The 17,657-nt window shown below is 66.1% G+C and carries 18 protein-coding genes; 9 read left to right on the top strand and 9 right to left on the bottom strand.

What is annotated here, in order from left to right:
- Nucleotides 1-323: 323 nt before the first annotated feature.
- Nucleotides 324-611: a cupin domain-containing protein gene (locus tag ACFW0H_RS09140; protein ID WP_422913575.1), complete on the bottom strand. Its 288-nt coding sequence runs from the start codon at nucleotides 609-611 to the stop codon at nucleotides 324-326.
- Entirely contained in the window at nucleotides 611-1,957 is a 1,347-nt protein-coding gene (gene aptA / locus ACFW0H_RS09135) for an omega-aminotransferase AptA (RefSeq protein ID WP_422913574.1), read from the bottom strand. Before aptA ends, ACFW0H_RS09140 begins: the two co-directional genes overlap by 1 nt.
- Before the next feature lie 120 nt (nucleotides 1,958-2,077).
- Here aptA and ACFW0H_RS09130 point away from each other — a divergent pair, with 120 nt between their 5' ends.
- The 6 genes from ACFW0H_RS09130 (at nucleotide 2,078) to ACFW0H_RS09105 (ending at nucleotide 6,379) form a co-directional block, all read left to right on the top strand.
- Nucleotides 2,078-2,998: a LysR family transcriptional regulator gene (locus tag ACFW0H_RS09130; RefSeq protein ID WP_422913573.1), complete on the top strand. Its 921-nt coding sequence runs from the start codon at nucleotides 2,078-2,080 to the stop codon at nucleotides 2,996-2,998.
- 136 nt (nucleotides 2,999-3,134) lie between these two features.
- Complete coding sequence (locus ACFW0H_RS09125; protein ID WP_422913572.1) at nucleotides 3,135-3,803, top strand: TetR/AcrR family transcriptional regulator; 669 nt, start codon at nucleotides 3,135-3,137, stop codon at nucleotides 3,801-3,803.
- Entirely contained in the window at nucleotides 3,803-4,387 is a 585-nt protein-coding gene (locus ACFW0H_RS09120; RefSeq protein WP_422913571.1) for an IMPACT family protein, read from the top strand. The genes ACFW0H_RS09125 and ACFW0H_RS09120 overlap by 1 nt, the downstream gene beginning before the upstream one ends.
- An 89-nt stretch (nucleotides 4,388-4,476) precedes the next feature.
- On the top strand, nucleotides 4,477-4,632 hold the full coding sequence (locus ACFW0H_RS09115) for a hypothetical protein (protein WP_422913570.1): 156 nt from the start codon (nucleotides 4,477-4,479) through the stop codon (nucleotides 4,630-4,632).
- Between the two features lie 9 nt (nucleotides 4,633-4,641).
- Entirely contained in the window at nucleotides 4,642-4,944 is a 303-nt protein-coding gene (locus ACFW0H_RS09110; RefSeq protein ID WP_422913569.1) for a Fis family transcriptional regulator, read from the top strand.
- A 484-nt stretch (nucleotides 4,945-5,428) separates the two neighbouring features.
- Nucleotides 5,429-6,379, top strand: coding sequence for an adenosine deaminase (locus ACFW0H_RS09105; protein ID WP_422913568.1), 951 nt, complete (start codon nucleotides 5,429-5,431; stop codon nucleotides 6,377-6,379).
- A 116-nt stretch (nucleotides 6,380-6,495) separates the two neighbouring features.
- Here ACFW0H_RS09105 and ACFW0H_RS09100 read toward each other — a convergent pair whose 3' ends face one another.
- The 6 genes from ACFW0H_RS09100 to ACFW0H_RS09075 form a co-directional block, all read right to left on the bottom strand.
- Nucleotides 6,496-7,149: a 7-cyano-7-deazaguanine/7-aminomethyl-7-deazaguanine transporter gene (locus ACFW0H_RS09100; protein ID WP_422913567.1), complete on the bottom strand. Its 654-nt coding sequence runs from the start codon at nucleotides 7,147-7,149 to the stop codon at nucleotides 6,496-6,498.
- Nucleotides 7,150-7,395: 246 nt separating this feature from the next.
- The gene (locus tag ACFW0H_RS09095; RefSeq protein ID WP_422913566.1) at nucleotides 7,396-8,802 is read right to left on the bottom strand and encodes an MFS transporter; all 1,407 of its coding nucleotides are present in this window, start codon (nucleotides 8,800-8,802) and stop codon (nucleotides 7,396-7,398) included.
- Between the two features lie 281 nt (nucleotides 8,803-9,083).
- Complete coding sequence (locus ACFW0H_RS09090; protein WP_422913565.1) at nucleotides 9,084-9,614, bottom strand: cytochrome b/b6 domain-containing protein; 531 nt, start codon at nucleotides 9,612-9,614, stop codon at nucleotides 9,084-9,086.
- Nucleotides 9,615-9,617: 3 nt separating this feature from the next.
- Nucleotides 9,618-9,884, bottom strand: coding sequence for a PepSY domain-containing protein (locus ACFW0H_RS09085; RefSeq protein WP_422913564.1), 267 nt, complete (start codon nucleotides 9,882-9,884; stop codon nucleotides 9,618-9,620).
- Between the two features lie 121 nt (nucleotides 9,885-10,005).
- A complete protein-coding gene (locus ACFW0H_RS09080; protein WP_422913563.1) occupies nucleotides 10,006-12,549 on the bottom strand; it encodes a PAS domain S-box protein in 2,544 nt (847 codons plus the stop codon).
- Nucleotides 12,550-12,720: 171 nt separating this feature from the next.
- On the bottom strand, nucleotides 12,721-13,635 hold the full coding sequence (locus tag ACFW0H_RS09075; protein WP_422913562.1) for a LysR family transcriptional regulator: 915 nt from the start codon (nucleotides 13,633-13,635) through the stop codon (nucleotides 12,721-12,723).
- Nucleotides 13,636-13,737: 102 nt separating this feature from the next.
- Here ACFW0H_RS09075 and ACFW0H_RS09070 point away from each other — a divergent pair, with 102 nt between their 5' ends.
- The 3 genes from ACFW0H_RS09070 (at nucleotide 13,738) to ACFW0H_RS09060 (ending at nucleotide 16,300) form a co-directional block, all read left to right on the top strand.
- Entirely contained in the window at nucleotides 13,738-14,754 is a 1,017-nt protein-coding gene (locus ACFW0H_RS09070; RefSeq protein ID WP_422913561.1) for a zinc-binding alcohol dehydrogenase family protein, read from the top strand.
- A 342-nt stretch (nucleotides 14,755-15,096) separates the two neighbouring features.
- Nucleotides 15,097-16,014, top strand: coding sequence for a PAS domain-containing protein (locus ACFW0H_RS09065; RefSeq protein ID WP_422913560.1), 918 nt, complete (start codon nucleotides 15,097-15,099; stop codon nucleotides 16,012-16,014).
- Between the two features lie 106 nt (nucleotides 16,015-16,120).
- On the top strand, nucleotides 16,121-16,300 hold the full coding sequence (locus ACFW0H_RS09060) for a hypothetical protein (RefSeq protein ID WP_422913559.1): 180 nt from the start codon (nucleotides 16,121-16,123) through the stop codon (nucleotides 16,298-16,300).
- Here the strand turns inward: ACFW0H_RS09060 and ACFW0H_RS09055 are convergent.
- Nucleotides 16,297-17,487, bottom strand: a complete 1,191-nt coding sequence (locus tag ACFW0H_RS09055) for a multidrug effflux MFS transporter (protein WP_422913558.1) — start codon at nucleotides 17,485-17,487, stop codon at nucleotides 16,297-16,299. The two genes, ACFW0H_RS09060 and ACFW0H_RS09055, sit on opposite strands and share 4 nt — an antisense overlap.
- Between the last annotated feature and the right edge of the window lie 170 nt (nucleotides 17,488-17,657).

Raw genomic sequence — 17,657 nt, 5'->3', positions numbered from 1 at the left:
GGCCTGCTGGATGGTGGCGCGGCTGGCCAGGCCCACCTGACGGGTGGACTCGCCGGTGGACGGGTTGAACACGGCGGCGGTACGGTCTTGGTCAGCGATGCGTTCGCCGTTGATCAGGTGCGGGATGAGGCTCATGGGTGGGGTCTCTTGTAGGGCTTTTGTCTGGTGGGGCCGGATGGTCCGAGGGGCGGATGTTTCCCTCACCCCAGCCCCGCTCTGCGCCCCTGCCTGAACGCTTCGCGTTCAGTCGCTCATGGACACAGGAAGCGGTGCTTCCAACAGCGTGTCCATTCGCCCCAGGGGGAGAGGGGGTTGTCCGTGCGCTATTTAAGTTCTGTTTCCACGAAGACCACTTCGTGGTCGCTGGCGTTGATCACGTTGTGCTCCACGCCGGCTTTGCGGAAGTAGCTCTGGCCGGCCACCAGGGGGGCGAGTTTCTCGCCCTCCGGGGTTTCCAGCAGCAGGGTGCCGTTGGTCATGGGCACCACCACGTAGTCATAACCATGGCGATGGCGACCGGTTTCGGCACCCGGGGCGAAGCGCCACTCGGTGACGATTACCTCGTCGTTGTCCACCTGCACGGTGGGCACGGCCTGCGGGCGCTGGCTCATCAGGCCACGCCTTGCAGGGCTTGGCCGACGGCGTCGAACAGGCGGTCCAGTTCTTCCGGCTTGGCGTTGAAGGTCGGGCCGAACTGCAGGGTGTCGCCGCCGAAGCGCACGTAGAAACCGGCCTTCCACAGCGCCATGCCGGCCTCGAAGGGACGGACGATGGCGTCGCCGTCACGGGGCGCGATCTGCAGGGCACCGGCCAGGCCGCAGTTGCGGATGTCGATCACGTGCTTGGCACCTTTCAGGCCGTGGATGGCCTTCTCGAAGTGCGGCGCCAGCTCGGCGGATTGCTGTACGAGGTTGTCCTTCTCCAGCAGGTCCAGGGCGGCGAGGCCGGCGGCGCAGGCGACCGGGTGCGCGGAGTAGGTGTAGCCGTGGGTGAATTCGACGGCGTATTCGGGCGTCGCCTGGTTCATGAAGGTCTGGTAGATCTCGCGGCTGGCGATCACCGCGCCCATGGGGATGGCGCCGTTGGTGACCTGCTTGGCCACGTTCATGATGTCGGGGGTCACGCCGAAGTATTCGGCGCCGGTCAGCTTGCCCATGCGACCGAAGGCGGTGATCACTTCGTCGAAGATCAGCAGGATGTTGTGCGCATCGCAGATCTCGCGCAGGCGCTGCAGGTAGCCCGTCGGCGGTACCAGCACGCCGGCGGAACCGGACATGGGCTCGACGATCACCGCAGCGATGTTGGACGCGTCATGCAGCTCGATCAGCTTGAGCAGTTCGTTGGCCAGCTCCACGCCGCCGGTTTCCGCCATGCCCTTGGTGAAGGCCAGGCCCGGTTGCAGGGTGTGCGGCAGGTGGTCGACGTCCATCAGTTGGCCGAACATCTTGCGGTTGCCGCCGATGCCGCCCAGGGCGGTGCCGGCGACGTTCACGCCGTGGTAGCCACGGGCGCGGCCGATCAGCTTGGTCTTGCTCGGCTGGCCTTTCAGGCGCCAATAGGCACGGGCCATCTTGATCGAGGTGTCGGCGCTCTCGGAGCCGGAGCCGGTGAAGAACACATGATCCAGACCGGCAGGTGTCAGGCTGGCGATCTTCTCGGCCAGCTGGAAGGACAGCGGGTGGCCGTACTGGAAGGCCGGGGCGTAGTCGAGGGTGCCGAGCTGCTTGGCCACGGCTTCCTGGATTTCCTTGCGGGTATGGCCGGCGCCGCAGGTCCACAGGCCGGAGAGGCTGTCGTAGACGCGGCGGCCCTGCTCATCGATCAGCCAGCTGCCTTCGGCGCCGACGATGAAACGCGGGTCGCGCTGGAAGTTGCGGTTGGCGGAGAAGGGCATCCAGTGGGCATCCAGCTTGAGCTGGCTGGCGAGGGGGAGCTGGGCGTTTTGCGGCATGTTCATGTCTGGCCTCGAAGGTGTCTTGTTCTAGGGAACGACGGGCTACTTGCTGCCGACATTGCCACGGGCATAAAGTCACGAAAATCCAACTTTTCATATCTTTAGATCAGAGGTCACTAAACCATGAGCAGCCGCCGCCCCGAGCCGCTGGCACAGGTCAGCGATTTCGATATCCGCCTGCTGCGCATCTTCCGCAGCGTGGTGGAATGCGGCGGCTTCTCCGCCGCCGAAAGTGTGCTGGGCATCGGCCGCTCGGCCATCAGCCAGCAGATGAGCGACCTGGAGCAGCGCCTCGGCCTGCGCCTGTGCCAGCGCGGCCGCGCCGGCTTCGCCCTGACCGAGGAAGGCCGCGAGGTGTACCAGTCGTCCATGCAGCTGCTGGCGGCGCTGGAGACCTTCCGCACCGAGGTCAACGGCCTGCACCAGCACCTGCGCGGCGAGCTGAACATCGGCCTCACCGACAACATGGTGACCCTGCCGCACATGCGCATCACCCATGCGCTGTCACGGCTGAAGGAACGTGGCCCGGACGTGCAGATCAACATCCGCATGACGCCGCCCAGCGAGGTGGAGCAAGGGGTGCTCGACGGCCATCTGCACGTGGGCGTGGTGCCACAAACCGTGGCCCTGTCCGGCCTGGAGTACCGGCCGCTGTACAGCGAGCGCTCGCTGCTCTACTGCGCCGTGGGCCACCCGCTGTTCTACGCCGACGACGGCCAGCTCAGCGACGAACGCCTGAACCAGCAGGACGCCATCGCCCCCACCTTTCGCCTGCCGGCGGAGATCCAGAGCCAATACCAGGCGCTCAACTGCACGGCGAGCGCCTCGGACCGCGAGGGCATGGCATTCCTCATCCTCACCGGGCGCTATATCGGCTACCTGCCGGACCACTACGCCACCTTCTGGGTGCAGCAAGGGCGGCTGCGGGCGCTGAAGCCGGCGAGCCGCTTCTATGACCTTTCCCTGTCCTCGGTGACCCGCAAGGGGCGCCGGCCACACCTGGTGCTGGAGAGTTTCCTGGAGGCGCTGGCGGATACGACCTGAACCTTCTCGTGTGGGAAATCGGTGCAGTCCCGACAAATCAGCGGAAAACCTGACCGGCGCACCAGTTTTGGCTTGTAGGACAGGCCAAGCTGGGGTATCTGTGCAGTCGCCAATTCCCATCAGAATCAGGAAGCCCATGACCTCACTGGTGCCCGCCCACAGCCCGAGCCCTTCCGCGAAACCAGCCGGCCGCATCCGCCAGAAGAATGAAGAGCTGATACTCGCCGCCGCCGAGGAAGAATTCGCCCGCCACGGCTTCAAGGGCACCAGCATGAACACCATCGCCCTGCGCGCCGGACTGCCCAAGGCCAACCTGCACTACTACTTCAGCAACAAGCTGGGGCTGTACATCGCGGTGCTGAGCAACCACCTGGAACTCTGGGACAGCACCTTCAATGCCCTCACCGCCGAAGACGACCCGGCCGAGGCCCTGGCCCGTTATATCCGCGCCAAGATGGAGTTCTCCCGCCGCTACCCGCTGGCCTCGAAGCTTTTCGCCATGGAGATCATCAGCGGCGGAAGCTGCCTGGAGGCCCACTTCGATCAGGACTACCGCGCCTGGTTCAAGGGCCGCGCCGGGGTGTTCGAAGCCTGGATCGCCGCCGGCAAGATGGACCCGGTGGACCCGGTGAACCTGATCTTCCTGCTCTGGGGCAGCACCCAGCACTACGCCGACTTCAACACCCAGATCTGCCGCGTCACCGGGCGCAAGCGCCTGACCAGGGACGATTTCGAAGCGGCCACCCAGAACCTCATCCAGATCATCCTCAAGGGCTGCGGCCTGACCCCACCCACGGCTGCCTGATGCCCTACACGCTGTCCGCTCCCGCCGAGTACCGCGAGGAGATCAAGAAAAGCCGATTCATCGCCCACGCCGCGCAGGTTTCCAGCGTCGAGGAAGCGCAGGCCTTCATCGCCCGCCTGTCCGAGCCGGGCGCCTCCCACAACTGCTGGGCCTGGAAGCTGGGCAACCAGTACCGCTTCAGCGACGACGGCGAGCCCGGCGGCACCGCCGGCCGGCCGATCCTCGCCGCCATCGAGGGCCAGGGCTGCGACCAGGTGGCGGTGTTGGTGATCCGCTATTACGGCGGCATCCAGCTCGGCACCGGCGGCCTCGCCCGCGCCTACGGCGGCAGCGCCGCCAAGTGTTTGCAGGGCGGTGAGCGCGTGGAGCTGGTGGCCCGCAGCCGCATCGCCTGCCACCCCGGCTTCGCTGAACTGCCGTTGCTGAAAGCCCGCCTGGGCGAGTTCGAGGCGCTGGTGGAGAGCGAGGCCTTCGATGCCGGGGGCGCTGAACTGGTGCTGGCCTTGCCTGAAGGGAAGATCGCTGGCCTGGAACGGCTGCTGCGGGATATCAGCCGGGGGCGGTTGGGGGTGAAGAGGCTGTAAGCCTGCGCAAGGTTTGGCCTGGTTCTGCGCATTGCCAAACGTACCTAAATAGGTACACTTTCTTTCCATGCTTCAAGGATGAACACAGCATGGAAAGTCTGCCGGTGATTCTCACCGTGAAGTTCTATCGCACGAATATGGGGAACGAGCCCGTCCGGGATTGGCTGGCCGAGCTACCCCGAGAATCCCGACGGCTGATCGGCACGGACATCAAGACCGCCAGACAGCGCAAGGCGCGACTCTGAGGCAATTCCATGAGCAAGCACATAGGTTCTGATTTCGACGACTTCCTCGCGGAGCAAGGCCTTGCCGAGGAGGTTTCTGCTGCTGCTCTCAAGCGCGTGATCGCCTGGCAGATCGAGCAGGCGATGAAGGAACAGCACCTCAGCAAGAAGAACCTGGCCGAGCGCATGCACACAAGTCGCTCCGCCCTGGACCGCGCACTCGACCAGAACGACGGCAGTATGACCCTCGCCACCCTGGCCGCCGCAGCCCGCGCCCTGGGGCGGCGTGTGGAAATCAGGCTGGTGCCTGTCGGTGAAGGCCCCATCGCCTGACCCCAGAACAATCCCTCCCTGAGCAGGACTTGGCTCCTCTGGCGGCGACCCACATTTTCTGTGGAGCCTGCTGTGGATAACTCGTGGATTACCGTCTGGAAGGCAGGCCTGGCGGGGCTTTGAGAGAATTGTTCTCTTTTTGCCCAGCCCTGGACTTATCCCCTGCCCCAAAGATAAGCAACTGATTTCCGGTGCATTCCGCTGCGCACCAAGGCTGAGCAACGGACCAGGGCCAGCGCGGTGCTTGTCCACTCACAGCGGGGAAAATACTGTGGATAACCTTGGGAATATCCACCACAAGCCAAGGCCGGCGCAGCCTGCGTGAGACTGATCAAAAAACGGCCAGACACACCCCAGCGCATCCGCCCTTGGGCACCAGCAACGAGCATCCTGCGGGTCGGGACCTGCCGCACGGAAGACACGGCGAATTCCTGTCCGGCCAGTTAAACTTTCCGCCAACCCTGCCCGATGACGAGAAACCACCATGTACGAATGGCTGAATGCCCTGCCCAAGGCCGAGCTGCACCTGCACCTGGAAGGCTCCCTGGAGCCCGAACTGCTATTCGCCCTGGCCGAGCGCAACAAGGTGGCCCTGCCCTGGGCCGACGTGGAAACGTTGCGCCGCGCCTATGCCTTCAACAACTTGCAGGAGTTCCTCGACCTCTACTACCAGGGCGCCGGCGTGCTGCGCACCGAGCAGGACTTCTATGACCTGACCTGGGCCTACCTGGAGCGCTGCAAGGCGCAGAACGTGATCCACACCGAGCCCTTCTTCGACCCGCAGACCCACACCGACCGGGGCATTCCTTTCGAAGTGGTGCTGGGCGGCATCCGCCAGGCCCTGGAAGACGGCCGCGAGCAGTTGGGCATCAGCTCCGGGCTGATCCTCAGCTTCCTGCGCCACCTGTCCGAGGAAGAAGCGCAGAAGACCCTGGACCAGGCCCTGCCCTACCGCGACGCCTTCATCGCCGTGGGCCTGGACAGCTCGGAGAAGGGCCACCCGCCGAGCAAGTTCCAACGGGTGTTCGACCGCGCCCGTGCCGAGGGCTTCCTCACCGTCGCCCACGCCGGCGAGGAAGGCCCGCCGGAATACATCTGGGAGGCACTGGACCTGCTCAAGATCGAGCGCATCGACCACGGCGTGCGCGCCATCGAGGACGAGCGCCTGATGCAGCGCATCATCGACGAGCAGATCCCGCTGACCGTCTGCCCACTGTCCAACATCAAGCTCTGCGTGTTCGACCACATGCGCCAGCACAACATCCTCGAGATGCTGGAGCGCGGGGTGAAGGTGACGGTCAACTCCGACGATCCGGCGTATTTTGGCGGCTATGTCACGGAGAACTTCGCCGCCCTGCACGAGCATCTGGGGATGACCGAGGACCAGGCCAGGCGCCTGGCGCAGAACAGCCTGGATGCGCGGTTGGTGAAATGAAGGAAGGGTCCGCTGCGGGCTGAATCTGTAGGAGCGAATTCATTCGCGAAGCAGCCCGGAGGGCTGCCCATCAGCCGTTGGGGCCGCTACGCGGCCTTTGGCGAATGAATTCGCTGCTACAGGGAAGGTGCCGGGCGGGGCGTGAGTAACCGCAGGATTCCGCCCAGCAGCACCCCGTACAGCGGCACGAACAGCACCAGGCTCACCGCCAGCTTCACCCCGTAGTCGACGGTGGCGATCTCCACCCAGTTCGCCGCCATGAAGGGGTTGTCGCTGCGCCAGAAGGCCACGGAGAAGAAGGCGAAGGTGTCCAGCAGGTTGCCGGCGATGGTCGAGGCGACCGGGGCGATCCACCACTGGCGCATCTTCCGCAGGCGGTCGAAGACCTGGATATCCAGCACCTGGCCCAGCACGTAGGCCAGGAAGCTGGCCAGGGAGATACGCGCCACGAACAGGTTGAACTCGCCCAGGGCGGCAGCGCCCTGGAACGCCGCATCCTGGAACAGCACCGACACCACATAGGAAGCCAGCAGCGCCGGCACCATCACCCGCGCGATCACCTGGCGCGCCGCCTGCTTGCCGAGCAGGCGCACGGTCAGGTCGGTGGCCAGGAAGATGAACGGAAAGCTGAATGCACCCCAGGTGGTCTGCCAGCCGAACAGGGTCATGGGCAGCTGCACCAGGTAGTTGCTGGCGATGATGATCAGGATATGGAAAGCGATAAGGCCGGTCAGCGCAGTGCGCCGGACCGCCGGCAGTGCAGCGGGCATGGTGATGTGCATCCTTTTTGCCGATGGGGTGAGGGAACCCATGTCGCGACCCCCTGGCCGGCGACGGCGCGCATTCTAACTTGACCCGTGCGTCAGCAATAGCCGATTCGTCCGGCCACGGCGGCCTGTAGGGGCGATTTCAATCGCCAAGCAGGCCGAAGGTCTGCCCTTGGGACTCCGCGCCAGTACGAACCTCCCTCACCCCAACCCTCTCCCAGAGGGAGAGGGGGCTGTCCGTGCCACCTATCAGTCCGTGACCACCCGCAACTCCGGCTTGCCGCCCTCCTCCGCCGACAGCTCTTCCAGGGTCAGGCCACGCGTCTCCATGCCGAACACCCAGACCACCAGCGCCGCCACGCCGAAACAGGCCGCGCCCAGGGCAAAGACGCCACCCTGGCCGGTGATGGGAAAGAGCAGGCCGGTGACGGTCGGCCCCAGCAGTGAACCGATGCGACCTACCGCCGAGGCGAAGCCGGAACCGGTGGCGCGGGCCGAGGTGGGATAGAGCTCCGGCGTGTAGGTGTAAAGCACCGCCCACATGCCGAACAGGAAGAATTGCATGGCCAGGCCGGTGCCGATCAGCAGCCCCTGATTGCCGCCGAACACTGCGCTCTGGCCGTAGAAGAAGGCCATGACGCCACCGCCCAGCAGGGTCAGCACGCAAGTGGGCTTGCGCCCCCAGCGCTCCACCAGCCAGGCGGCGGCGAGGAATCCGGGAATGCCGCCGAGGGAGATCAGCACCGTGTAGTAGACCGACTGGGTAACGGCGAAACCGGATTGCTGCAGCAGCGCACTGAGCCAGGACGTGAGGCCGTAGAAGCCCAGCAGGGCGAAGAACCAGACGCTCCAGATCATCAGGGTGCGCCGCCGATAGCGCGCCGACCAGAGCTCACCGAAGGCGGTGAAGAAGCCCGGTGCGCGAGTCGCCTGGCGGGGCATGCGCTGGGGCTCGGGCAGGCTGCTGGTGCCGAGGGACGCCATGACCCGCCGCTCGATGCCACGCAGCACCTTGTCCGCCGCCTTGAGCCGGCCCGCCTGCTCCAGCCAGCGCGGCGATTCCGGGATGAGGAAGCGGATGGCCAGGACGAAGATCGCCGGGAAGGCCAGGACCAGGAAGATGTCGCGCCAGCCGATGCGCTCCAGCAGGAAGTAAGAGAGCGTCCCGGCGGCGACGAAGCCGAGCGGCCAGAAGCCATCCATCAGGGCGATGTAACGGCCGCGCCGTTTGGCCGGGATCATCTCGGACAGCAGCGACTGGGCGATGGGGAATTCCATGCCCATGCCGATTCCCAGCAGGATGCGATAGAGCGTCAGGGTTTCCACGTCCTGGGCGGTGGAACAGAGGTAGCTGGCCAGGCCCCAGAGGATGATGCTGCCCTGGAACACCGGCTTGCGCCCGAAGCGGTCGGCCAGGAGCCCCGACAACGAAGCGCCGAGCACCATGCCAAAGAAGCTGGAGCGGGCCAGCAGGCCCGCCTGGGCGCTGCTCAGGCCGAACTCGGCCTTAATCGAGCCGAGCAGGAAGGTCATCATCGCCAGGTCCATGGAATCGAAGAAGAAGGCCAGGGCGATGATGATGAAGATCAGCCGGTGGTAACCGCTGATGGGCAGGCGCTCGAGACGTTCGGCGGCGCTGTAGCCAGGTGCGTGCATGGGGGAGTCCCTTCCTTTCGCTGCGGGCTGTTCCGCCGAGTATGGAAGGGGCGCAGGCCGGGGGTGTTCGCTGGATGCGACCTGGGGAAAGCTCTGGCCGACCTGAGGGGGCGGTGGGACAAGGCGCCTGTGGGGGCGAATTCATTCGCTGAGCAGGCCGCAGGGCTGCCATTCGGAGGCCGCAGGGGCAGCTTCGCCGCCCTTGGCGAATGAATTCGCCCCTACAACGGTCCCGACCTTTCGTGAGCGATTTCAATCGCGAAAGGGCCGCGCAGCGGCCCTTATTCGCTCGGCGCCTTGCGTCGGCCGGTCACCATGGACCAGGGCAGGTTCTCGCGCGTGCGCACGCTTTCCACCAGCGCCGCCAGCACATGGATACCGGCCAGCACGAACAGGCTGTCGGCCATGAATACATGGATATCGCGGGGCAGGTCCTCGCCCCAGAAGTAGTCGACCTCCTCCATCAGGAAGCCGGTGACGCCCAGACCCAGCATCAACAACAGCATCAGGATCATCACCAGGCCACCCAGGGGCGAGTGGCCGAGGCGATGCATGTGCCCGCCGCTGAGCAATGCCCGCGCGTGGGCGACCAGGCGCCCCGGGTGGGGCCAGAAGTCCGCCCAGCGTGCCGGCCTGGGGCCAACGAAGCCCCAGACCAGGCGCACCAGCACCACCGCCACGGCGTAGTAGCCGAGCCAGCGGTGCCAGCCGTCACCTGCCTCGTTGAGGAAGTAGTCGCCGATGAAGGCGGCCACCAGGGACCAGTGGCCGATCCGCACCACGGGATCCCAAAGGCGAACGGTTTTGCCCACGACTTACTCCTCGATCTCCTGCTTGACCACCTGGCCGTCCACCGGGTTGAAGTAGATCTCGACCTTGCGCTTGTCTTTGTCCCAACCGTAGATCTCGTAGCAGTTGCCGGCAGTGACCTTGAATTTCTTGATGTCGTAACCCTGGGACTTGAGGTTTTCCTGGAACTTGGCCTGGTCTTGCCACTGGGCCTTGTCGGCACTGGTGCATTCGGTCTTGGCGAAGGTCAGCGGGCTGACGAGGGCCAGGGAAAGCAGGAGGAGCTTGCGCATGGTGTTGACCTCTGATTGTGCGTTGTATGGCTAAAGGCAATGCAAGGGTTTCTCATTCACTGCCATGGCGGTGGAGATTAGGCCAGACGCCCGCGGCTGTCATTCACCGGCTTGCCGGGTTTCAGCGATGTTCGACCGCGAACTGCCCTCTTCCTGCGTGCTTCGCGCGATAGCAAGCTGTATCCGCTTGTTTCAGCAGTTCGGTGGGGTGGGCATTGCCACTGTGGATGCACGCTATACCGACACTGGCGCCGACGCGGAACTCCTGTCCGTCCCATGCCAGTACCTGGCCCTGGATCTGCGCGATCAACCGCGCCGCCAGCAGCTCCGCCTGCTGCAGTGGGCAGCTGCGCAGGATCAGCGCGAACTCGTCTCCACCCAGGCGCGCCAACTGGTCGCCCGCACGGACCTGGGCGTGCATCAGCCTTGCAAGCTGGCGCAGCAGTTCGTCGCCAGCGGCATGGCCGGCGCTGTCGTTGACTTCCTTGAAGCGGTCCAGGTCGATGAAGCAGAGCACGCTGTGACCACCGTTCTGCAGCACATCGCGACAGCTGTCGGCGAGAGCGTCCTCGAAGGCCGGACGATTGAGCAGACCGGTGAGGGCATCGTGGGTGGCCGCATAGCGCAGGTGTTTCTGCATGGCCCGCGCCTCGCTGACATCGGTCAGCACCAGCACGCTGCCGAGCAATGCGCCATCGCAACCGCGCATGGGCGCCGCCTGGCCACGCAGGGCGATGCTGCCGCCCGCCGGGTGACGCAACGAGGCCAGGCCCTGGAGAGTGGCGGAACTGCCCTGCTCCAGGCAGTGGCGCACCGGGTTGGGCACCAGGCGACCGTCCTCCCCTTCCAGCAGCAGCACCTGTTCGATGGGCAGGCCGCGCGCCTCGTCGCTGCGCCAGCCGCTGAGGCGCTCGGCCACCGGGTTCAGGAAGCTGACCCGGCCGTCGAGGTCGGTGGTGATGACGCCGTCGCCGATGGCATCGAGGGTCACCTGCAGTCGCTCGCGCTCCTCCCGCAGCCGCTCGGCCAGCTGGCGCAGTTCGCTGACGTCCCAGTTGGTGCCGACCAGGCGCAACGGTTTGCCGGCGAGATCGCGGATCAGGCGCGCGTGGCCCTTGATCACCCGCACCTCACCGTCGGCGCGACGGATACGGAACTCGATGTCCAGGCGTCCGCTGCCTTCCCGCGCAGCCTGGACTTCGCGTTCGACCCGGGCAATGTCATCCGGGTGCAGGTGGGCCAGCCAGTCCCCATAGGACAGCTCGGCGTCGCCGGCAGGAAGGCCGTAAAGGCGGCACATGCCGTCATCCCAGAGCAGGCGGTCGCTGGCCAGGTCCCACTCCCAGACGCCGACACCGCTGGCCTCGGTGGCCACCGAATAGCGTCGAGCCAGCTCCGCCTCGCGCTCCTCGGCCCGCTTGCGGCGGTCGATGTCCTCGATCTGGGATATGAAGTAGAGCGGCTCGCCTTCATGGTCACGCACCAGCGATACCGCCAGCAGCCCCCAGATTTCCCGACCGCTCTTGTGCAGGTAGCGCTTCTCCAGGCGGTAGCTGTGACGACGCCCGGCGAGGATTTCCCGCACCAGTTCCAGATCACCGGCCAGATCGTCCGGGTGGGTGACGTCCTGGAAGCCAAGCACCGAAAGCTCTTCCTCGCGATAGCCGAGCATCTCGCAAAGGGCCCGGTTGACCCGCTGCCAGCGACCGTCGAGGCCAACCAGGGCCATGCCGATGGCGGAATGGTCCATGGCGTCGCGAAAACGTGTTTCGCTGGCGGTCAGCTCACGGCGGCGCTTGCGCAGTTGCTCCACAGCCGAAGCCAGGAGCAGTGCCGGCAACAGCGCCAGCAACAGCGGCAGGTAGATCAGCAAGTCGCGCCAGCCCTGATCCGGGAGCGAGGAGCCGAGCAGCCCCAGGGCGATGATCAAGCCACCACTGACCGACGCGAGCGCCACCAGCAGCGCGGTGCTGGCGAAATTCAGGCGCACCGCGGCGATCATCAGTGGCAGCGACAGATAAACGAAGGGGAATGGCAACAACAGCAGTGCGAAGGGCCCGCCCAGCAGGACCATGACCCCATAGAGGACCAGTTCGTGACGACGACGCTCACCGAAGAGCTCCCACCAACTGCGCTGGCGCAGCCAGACGGCCAGGGGCAGCACCGAAACGGCGCCGAGCATGGCCCCTTCGACCCAGAACAGCCAGCCGCGCTCGAAGGAGTCCAGTCCCTGCCAGGCCAGGATGCTAGCCCCCAGGCTGGCACCCACCAGCGGCGGCAGCAAGGCGCCGAAGCAGATGAATTGCAGGAAGGCGCCAGGGCTTTCGTTCATTCGCAAGGCGGCGCCGCTGACCCGCAGCAGGGCGCAGGCCAGGACGATCTCCAACAGGTTGGGAGGGATGAAGCTGGCGGCCAGGGGCAAGGGATCGCCGAAAGCCAGGTTGGCCAGCAGGTTGGCCAGCATTGCCGCCCCCAGCAGGGGTGCCCAGCGGCGCAGGGGCTGGTCCCAGAGCAGGGCTACGGCGAATGCGTTGGCGTACCAGAGGGTGGCGATGCTGCCAGGCTGGCGTGAAAGCCAGATCGCCCCGAGGGCGAGCAGCAGATAGCCGCAGAAGACCAGCGACAGGGTCGCCGGTAAGGCGTCTGGTTCGCGGGGGCGGCGCATCAGTCAGCCCTCCAATGGCAGGCGGCGGGCACGGGCCCGGCAGGATTCAGGCAGGTCGGACGCAGGTCGGCCACGAGACTCTCCACGCAGGCCACGGCTTATCCAGACGATAGCGGAACCTCGGGCCCAAGCAATTCGGCGTTCAGACGTTGGCTTTGTCGCGGCCGACACTCAGTTCCAGGGCGCGCCGACGAGCAGCGCGGCACAGCGCGACTGGACGAAGTCGCGGAGCCGATGCACCGGCTTGCTCAACTGGGCACGATGGGCGCAGATCAGATTCAGCGGCGTGACCTCGCCGCGGTACTGCGGCAGGGCCAGCTCCAGGCGCCCGGCATGGATGTCGCCGGCCACGTCCAGCCAGGACTTGTAGGTCAGCCCCTGCCCGGCCAGGGCCCAGCGCCGCACCACGTCGGCATCGTCGCAGACGCGATCGCCCGCCACCGTCACCATCTGTTCACGGCGCCCTTCGCTGAAGCTCCAGCGGTCGTGGACGCGTCCGCCCAGTTGGTAGAGCAGGCAATTGTGCCGGGTCAGGTCCTCGGGCCGTTGGGGCCGGCCGTACCGGGCGAAGTAGCCGGGCGAGGCGCAGAGTACGCGGCGGTTGCCGGCGGCGAGCGGCAGCGCCACCAGGCTGGAGTCCTCCGGTTCGCCATAACGCAGGGCGATGTCCACCGCCTGGCGGAACAGATCGGCGACACGGTCGCTGAGCTGCAGGCGCAGGCTGAGCCGCGGGTGCTCGCACTGGAACTCGTCGAGCCAGGGCAGCAGCACGTTGCGGCCGAAGTCCGAGGGCGCCGACAGCTGCAGTACCCCGGCGATGTCCTCGCGGCCACCGGCCAGCAGGCGCCGGCCTTGCGCAAGGCTCTCCAGGGCATTGCGCGCATGAGCGAGGAACTGCTCGCCCTCGGGGGTGAGGCGCAGGCTGCGCGTGGAGCGCACGAAGAGCCGCGCCTCCAGTTGCTGCTCCAGGCGCTTGAGCGCGGCGCTGGCCACGGCGGGCGAGATGTCCAGCTTGCGCGCGGCCGCCGAGAGGCTACCGTGGTCGGCGGTGTTGACGAACAGGGCGAGGTCGTCGAGGCGCAGCATTTTCAAATTTCCTTTGAAAGACTGTCGCTTTCTAGCCGATTTTTCTCGCCCACGAAATAACCGACCATGCGCCGCCATCAGCCCCGCAAGCGGAGAACTCCGATGAAAGCCGTCGCCTACTTCCAGAACCTGCCCATCGACGCCCCCGAAGCCCTGCAGGACATCGTGCTGCCGGAGCCGCAACCCGGCCCCCGCGACCTGCTGGTGGAAGTCCGCGCCATCTCGGTCAACCCGGTGGACACCAAGGTCCGCCGCAACGCCGCGCCGGAAGCCGGCCAGCCCAGGGTTCTGGGCTGGGACGTGGCCGGCGTGGTCAAGGCGGTGGGCAGCGAGGTGAGCCTGTTCCAGCCGGGCGACCGGGTGTTCTATGCCGGCGACCTGACCCGCCAGGGCGGCAACGCCGAATTCCACCGGGTGGACGAGCGTATCGTCGGACCTATGCCCAAGAGCCTCGATTTCGCCCAGGCCGCCGCCCTGCCGCTGACCTCGATCACCGCCTGGGAACTGCTCTTCGACCGCCTGCAGATCGCTGAAAGCAAGGCCGACCAGGGCCAGAGCCTGCTGGTGGTGGGCGCCGCCGGCGGCGTGGGCTCGATCCTGGTGCAATTGGCCCGCCAGCTCACCGGGCTGACCGTGATCGGCACCGCCTCCCGTCCGGAAACCCAGGCCTGGGTCCGCGAACTGGGCGCTCACCATGTGCTGGACCACAGCAAACCGCTGGCCGGGGAACTGCGCAGTGCGGGCCTGGCCAACGTCACCCACGTGGCCAGCCTGACCCAGACCGACCAGCATCTGGACCAACTGGTGGAAGCCCTGGCCCCCCAGGGCCGCCTCGGTCTGATCGACGACCCGGCCCAACTGGACGTGACCAAGCTCAAGCGCAAGAGCCTGTCGCTGCACTGGGAGTTCATGTACACCCGGTCGATGTTCCAGACTCCGGACATGCTGGAGCAGCATCGCCTGTTGCAGCGGGTCAGCCAACTGATCGACGCCGGCGTGCTGAAGACCACCCTGGGCGAGCATTTCGGCAGCATCAATGCCGCCAACCTGCGCCGCGCCCACGCGTTGCTGGAAAGCGGCAAGGCCAAGGGGAAGATCGTGCTGGAAGGATTCGCCTGAAGCCCTTGTAGGGTGGATAGCGCTCTTCTATCCACCAAGCCTTGTGCCGAGGCCACTGGTGGAAATCCGTTACCGGGATTTCCACCCTACGGACATACCCGGTAGGGCGGGACGAAGCCCCTGACCGGCGAGCCAATGCCCGGGCGAACGGTCCGGAACAGGCGTACGAAGCGACTAGACTTCTTCTGGTTTCGCCAGCGGCCGGCTGCGCCGCATCGCTCCGCTTCCGATTCGCCGGGGTCCAGGATGCATCCCACCCTCGTCCGGCCCGCCATCCGGGCAGGCCTTTACCTGTTGTGCGCTGGCGCCTGGCTCCTCGCCTGGGGTTCGGGCCCCCTTAGTGTGTTCGGGCTGCTCCTGCTCACCGCGTTGCTGATCTTCTTCCTCGAGCGCCGCCACCGCCTGGGTCGCGAACGCCTTCGCCAGGGGTTGCGGCGCGCCAGCCTGCATCTGGAACAGGCACAGCGCGACGCCACCCTGGGGAACTGGGAATACGACCGGGGATTCGCCTGGAGCCAGGGCGCCCAGCGCCTCCTCCACTGTGGTAAAGAAGACAGCCTCGAAGGTCTGCTGAACCGTCTCCATCCAGCCGATCGCGGCAGCGTGCAGCGCGGCCTGGAGGCACTGTTTCTGCAGGGCTCGGCCCTGACGGTGAACGCTCGCCTGAACCTCCCCAGGGGCCAGCAACCGGTGTGGCTGGCCCTGCGCGGCGAGGCACAGCCCGACGGCCGCGCCTTCGGTACGGTGCAGGACATCAGCGCGCAGAAGCGCGACGAGGAGGCCTTGCGGGAAAGCGAACAGCGCTTCCGCCAGCTGTTCGAGCAGACCCCACGCATCGCCGTGCAGGGCTACGACCGCCAGCGCCGGGTGATCTACTGGAACCACGCCAGCGAGCACCTCTACGGCTACAGCGTCGACCAGGCCATGGGCCGCTACCTGGAGGAGTTGATCATTCCACCGGCCATGCGCAGCCAGGTGGTGGCCGACATCAACAACTGGATGATCGGCGGCCCGGCCATTCCCGCCAGCGAACGGACCCTGCAGCGCCGCGACGGCAGTCCGGTGACGGTGTTCTCCAGCCACCTGATCCTGCGCAACCTGCACAACCAACTGGAGCTCTACTGCGTGGACATCGATTTCAGCGCGTTGAAGTACGCAAGGGACGCCTTGCGCCAGAGCGAGCATCGTTACCAGGCCCTGCTCAATAGCCTCGGCCGAAGCGCTCCCGGGCGCCATTCCACGGATGGCGACCCGGGCTGAGACGAACGGAATCAACCATCAGTCGGCTGCTTGATTCAGGTCATTTCCTGTCATGGGGGCAGGTCTACACTCAGATTCCCGCCACAACTTTTGGGAGATGACTGAGGTGAAAATTCTCGTTCGTCCTACCACCACCCAACAGGGTGCAAGCTGGCAGGTCTGCCTCGACCAGCACGCGGTGAGTTTCCGCAGTGAAGCCGAAGCGCGCCGCTTCGTCAGCGTCCTCGAGGAGCGCCTGAAGGCGCCCCACATATTGCCGGACTGGTCGCGACGGATCGCCAGTTAGCCCAGTGGCGCCTGGCCGTTGCGGTCGAGGCGCCAGGTCAATAGAGCACAAGCGACTGCCGCGCAGCCGCAGAGGCTGATGACCAGGGCCAGGGGCATTGCGCTGCCGTCGTGCAGCCCCCCCACCAGGGCGGCGGCTCCAGCCGCCACACCAAACTGCAGACTGCCCATCAACGCCGAAGCACTCCCCGCGTTCTGGCCCTGGCCGGCCATTGCGCACGCCGAGGCGTTGGGCAGGATGCACCCCAAGCTCGCGATGCAGCCGAACAGCGGCAGCAGCAGGGGCCAGAGCGCGTCGGTGCGCAAGCTGGACACCAGCAGCAGCGCCAGCGCGCACACCAGGTAGAACCAGACCACCCGCCGCATCCAGAATGCCGGCCCGCGATGGCGCAGCAGGACGGCGTTGATCTGGGCGACGACGATGAAGCCTGCGGCATTGGTGCCGAACAGCCAGCCGTAGTGTTCAGGCGGTACGCCGTAGAGCTGGATGAACACAAACGGCGAGCCGGCGATATAGGCGAACATCCCGGCGATGGCCAGGCCGCCCGTCATGCCATAGGCAAGGAACGACAGGTCGCCGAACAGCCGCCGGTACTGCCCCAGGGCACCGCGCAGGGGCGCGCGTGGTGTCACGTCGGAGAGGGTTTCCGGCAGCCACGCGGTAACGCCGAGCAACACCAGGGCGCTGAACAACGTCAGGCCCCAGAAGATCGATTGCCAACCGAACAGTTCCAGCAGCAGGCCGCCACCGAGCGGTGCCAGGATCGGCGCCAACCCCATCACCAGCATCAGTTGCGAGAAGGCCTTGGCCGAGGCGATGGGGTCGCAGAGATCACGCACCACAGCCCGCGACACCAGCATGCCGGCACAGCCACCCAGGGCCTGGACGAATCGCGCGGCGATCAGCCATTCAAGGCTCGGCGCCAGGGCGCAGGCCACCGAGGCCAGGGTGAAGATGGTGACCCCCAGCAGCAGTGGCGGTCGCCGGCCAAAGCGGTCCGCCAGCGGGCCATAGACCAGTTGGCCGAAGGCCAGGCCAACGAAATAGGCGGCCAGGGTCAGCTGCACATGTTCCACATCGGTGGCGAACGACTGGGCAATCGCCGGGAAGCTGGGCAGGTAGAAATCGATGGCCATGGGGCCGAAGGCGCTGAGGGCGCCGAGGAGCAGGAGGATACGGAACGTCATGACGAAATCTGGCGCCATCCATTGCGGATAAGCGCCAGATAGTAACAGGGGTTGGGACGGTACTGCGGTGGAGCTGTTTTCCTGTGGGGGCGAATTTATTCGCCAATCGGGCCGCCAGGTCCGACCGCGAACGCCGCAAGGGCGCTACGCGCCTTGGCGAATGAATTCGC

This window comes from Metapseudomonas cellulosilytica, from assembly GCF_049334135.1.
Classification (GTDB): Bacteria; Pseudomonadota; Gammaproteobacteria; order Pseudomonadales; family Pseudomonadaceae; genus Metapseudomonas.
The sequence above is the reverse complement of the archived record's forward strand: the minus strand, read 5'-3'. Positions and strand labels throughout refer to the sequence as shown.

What these genes read in the sequence shown, in the direction of transcription:
- ACFW0H_RS09140 (WP_422913575.1), bottom strand. Translation starts at nt 611, where the DNA reads ATGAGCCAGCGCCCGCAGGCCGTGCCCACCGTGCAGGTGGACAACGAC.
- aptA (WP_422913574.1), bottom strand. Translation starts at nt 1,957, where the DNA reads ATGAACATGCCGCAAAACGCCCAGCTCCCCCTCGCCAGCCAGCTCAAG.
- ACFW0H_RS09130 (WP_422913573.1), top strand. Translation starts at nt 2,078, where the DNA reads ATGAGCAGCCGCCGCCCCGAGCCGCTGGCACAGGTCAGCGATTTCGAT.
- ACFW0H_RS09125 (WP_422913572.1), top strand. Translation starts at nt 3,135, where the DNA reads ATGACCTCACTGGTGCCCGCCCACAGCCCGAGCCCTTCCGCGAAACCA.
- ACFW0H_RS09120 (WP_422913571.1), top strand. Translation starts at nt 3,803, where the DNA reads ATGCCCTACACGCTGTCCGCTCCCGCCGAGTACCGCGAGGAGATCAAG.
- ACFW0H_RS09115 (WP_422913570.1), top strand. Translation starts at nt 4,477, where the DNA reads ATGGAAAGTCTGCCGGTGATTCTCACCGTGAAGTTCTATCGCACGAAT.
- ACFW0H_RS09110 (WP_422913569.1), top strand. Translation starts at nt 4,642, where the DNA reads ATGAGCAAGCACATAGGTTCTGATTTCGACGACTTCCTCGCGGAGCAA.
- ACFW0H_RS09105 (WP_422913568.1), top strand. Translation starts at nt 5,429, where the DNA reads ATGTACGAATGGCTGAATGCCCTGCCCAAGGCCGAGCTGCACCTGCAC.
- ACFW0H_RS09100 (WP_422913567.1), bottom strand. Translation starts at nt 7,149, where the DNA reads ATGCCCGCTGCACTGCCGGCGGTCCGGCGCACTGCGCTGACCGGCCTT.
- ACFW0H_RS09095 (WP_422913566.1), bottom strand. Translation starts at nt 8,802, where the DNA reads ATGCACGCACCTGGCTACAGCGCCGCCGAACGTCTCGAGCGCCTGCCC.
- ACFW0H_RS09085 (WP_422913564.1), bottom strand. Translation starts at nt 9,884, where the DNA reads ATGCGCAAGCTCCTCCTGCTTTCCCTGGCCCTCGTCAGCCCGCTGACC.
- ACFW0H_RS09080 (WP_422913563.1), bottom strand. Translation starts at nt 12,549, where the DNA reads ATGCGCCGCCCCCGCGAACCAGACGCCTTACCGGCGACCCTGTCGCTG.
- ACFW0H_RS09075 (WP_422913562.1), bottom strand. Translation starts at nt 13,635, where the DNA reads ATGCTGCGCCTCGACGACCTCGCCCTGTTCGTCAACACCGCCGACCAC.
- ACFW0H_RS09070 (WP_422913561.1), top strand. Translation starts at nt 13,738, where the DNA reads ATGAAAGCCGTCGCCTACTTCCAGAACCTGCCCATCGACGCCCCCGAA.
- ACFW0H_RS09055 (WP_422913558.1), bottom strand. Translation starts at nt 17,487, where the DNA reads ATGACGTTCCGTATCCTCCTGCTCCTCGGCGCCCTCAGCGCCTTCGGC.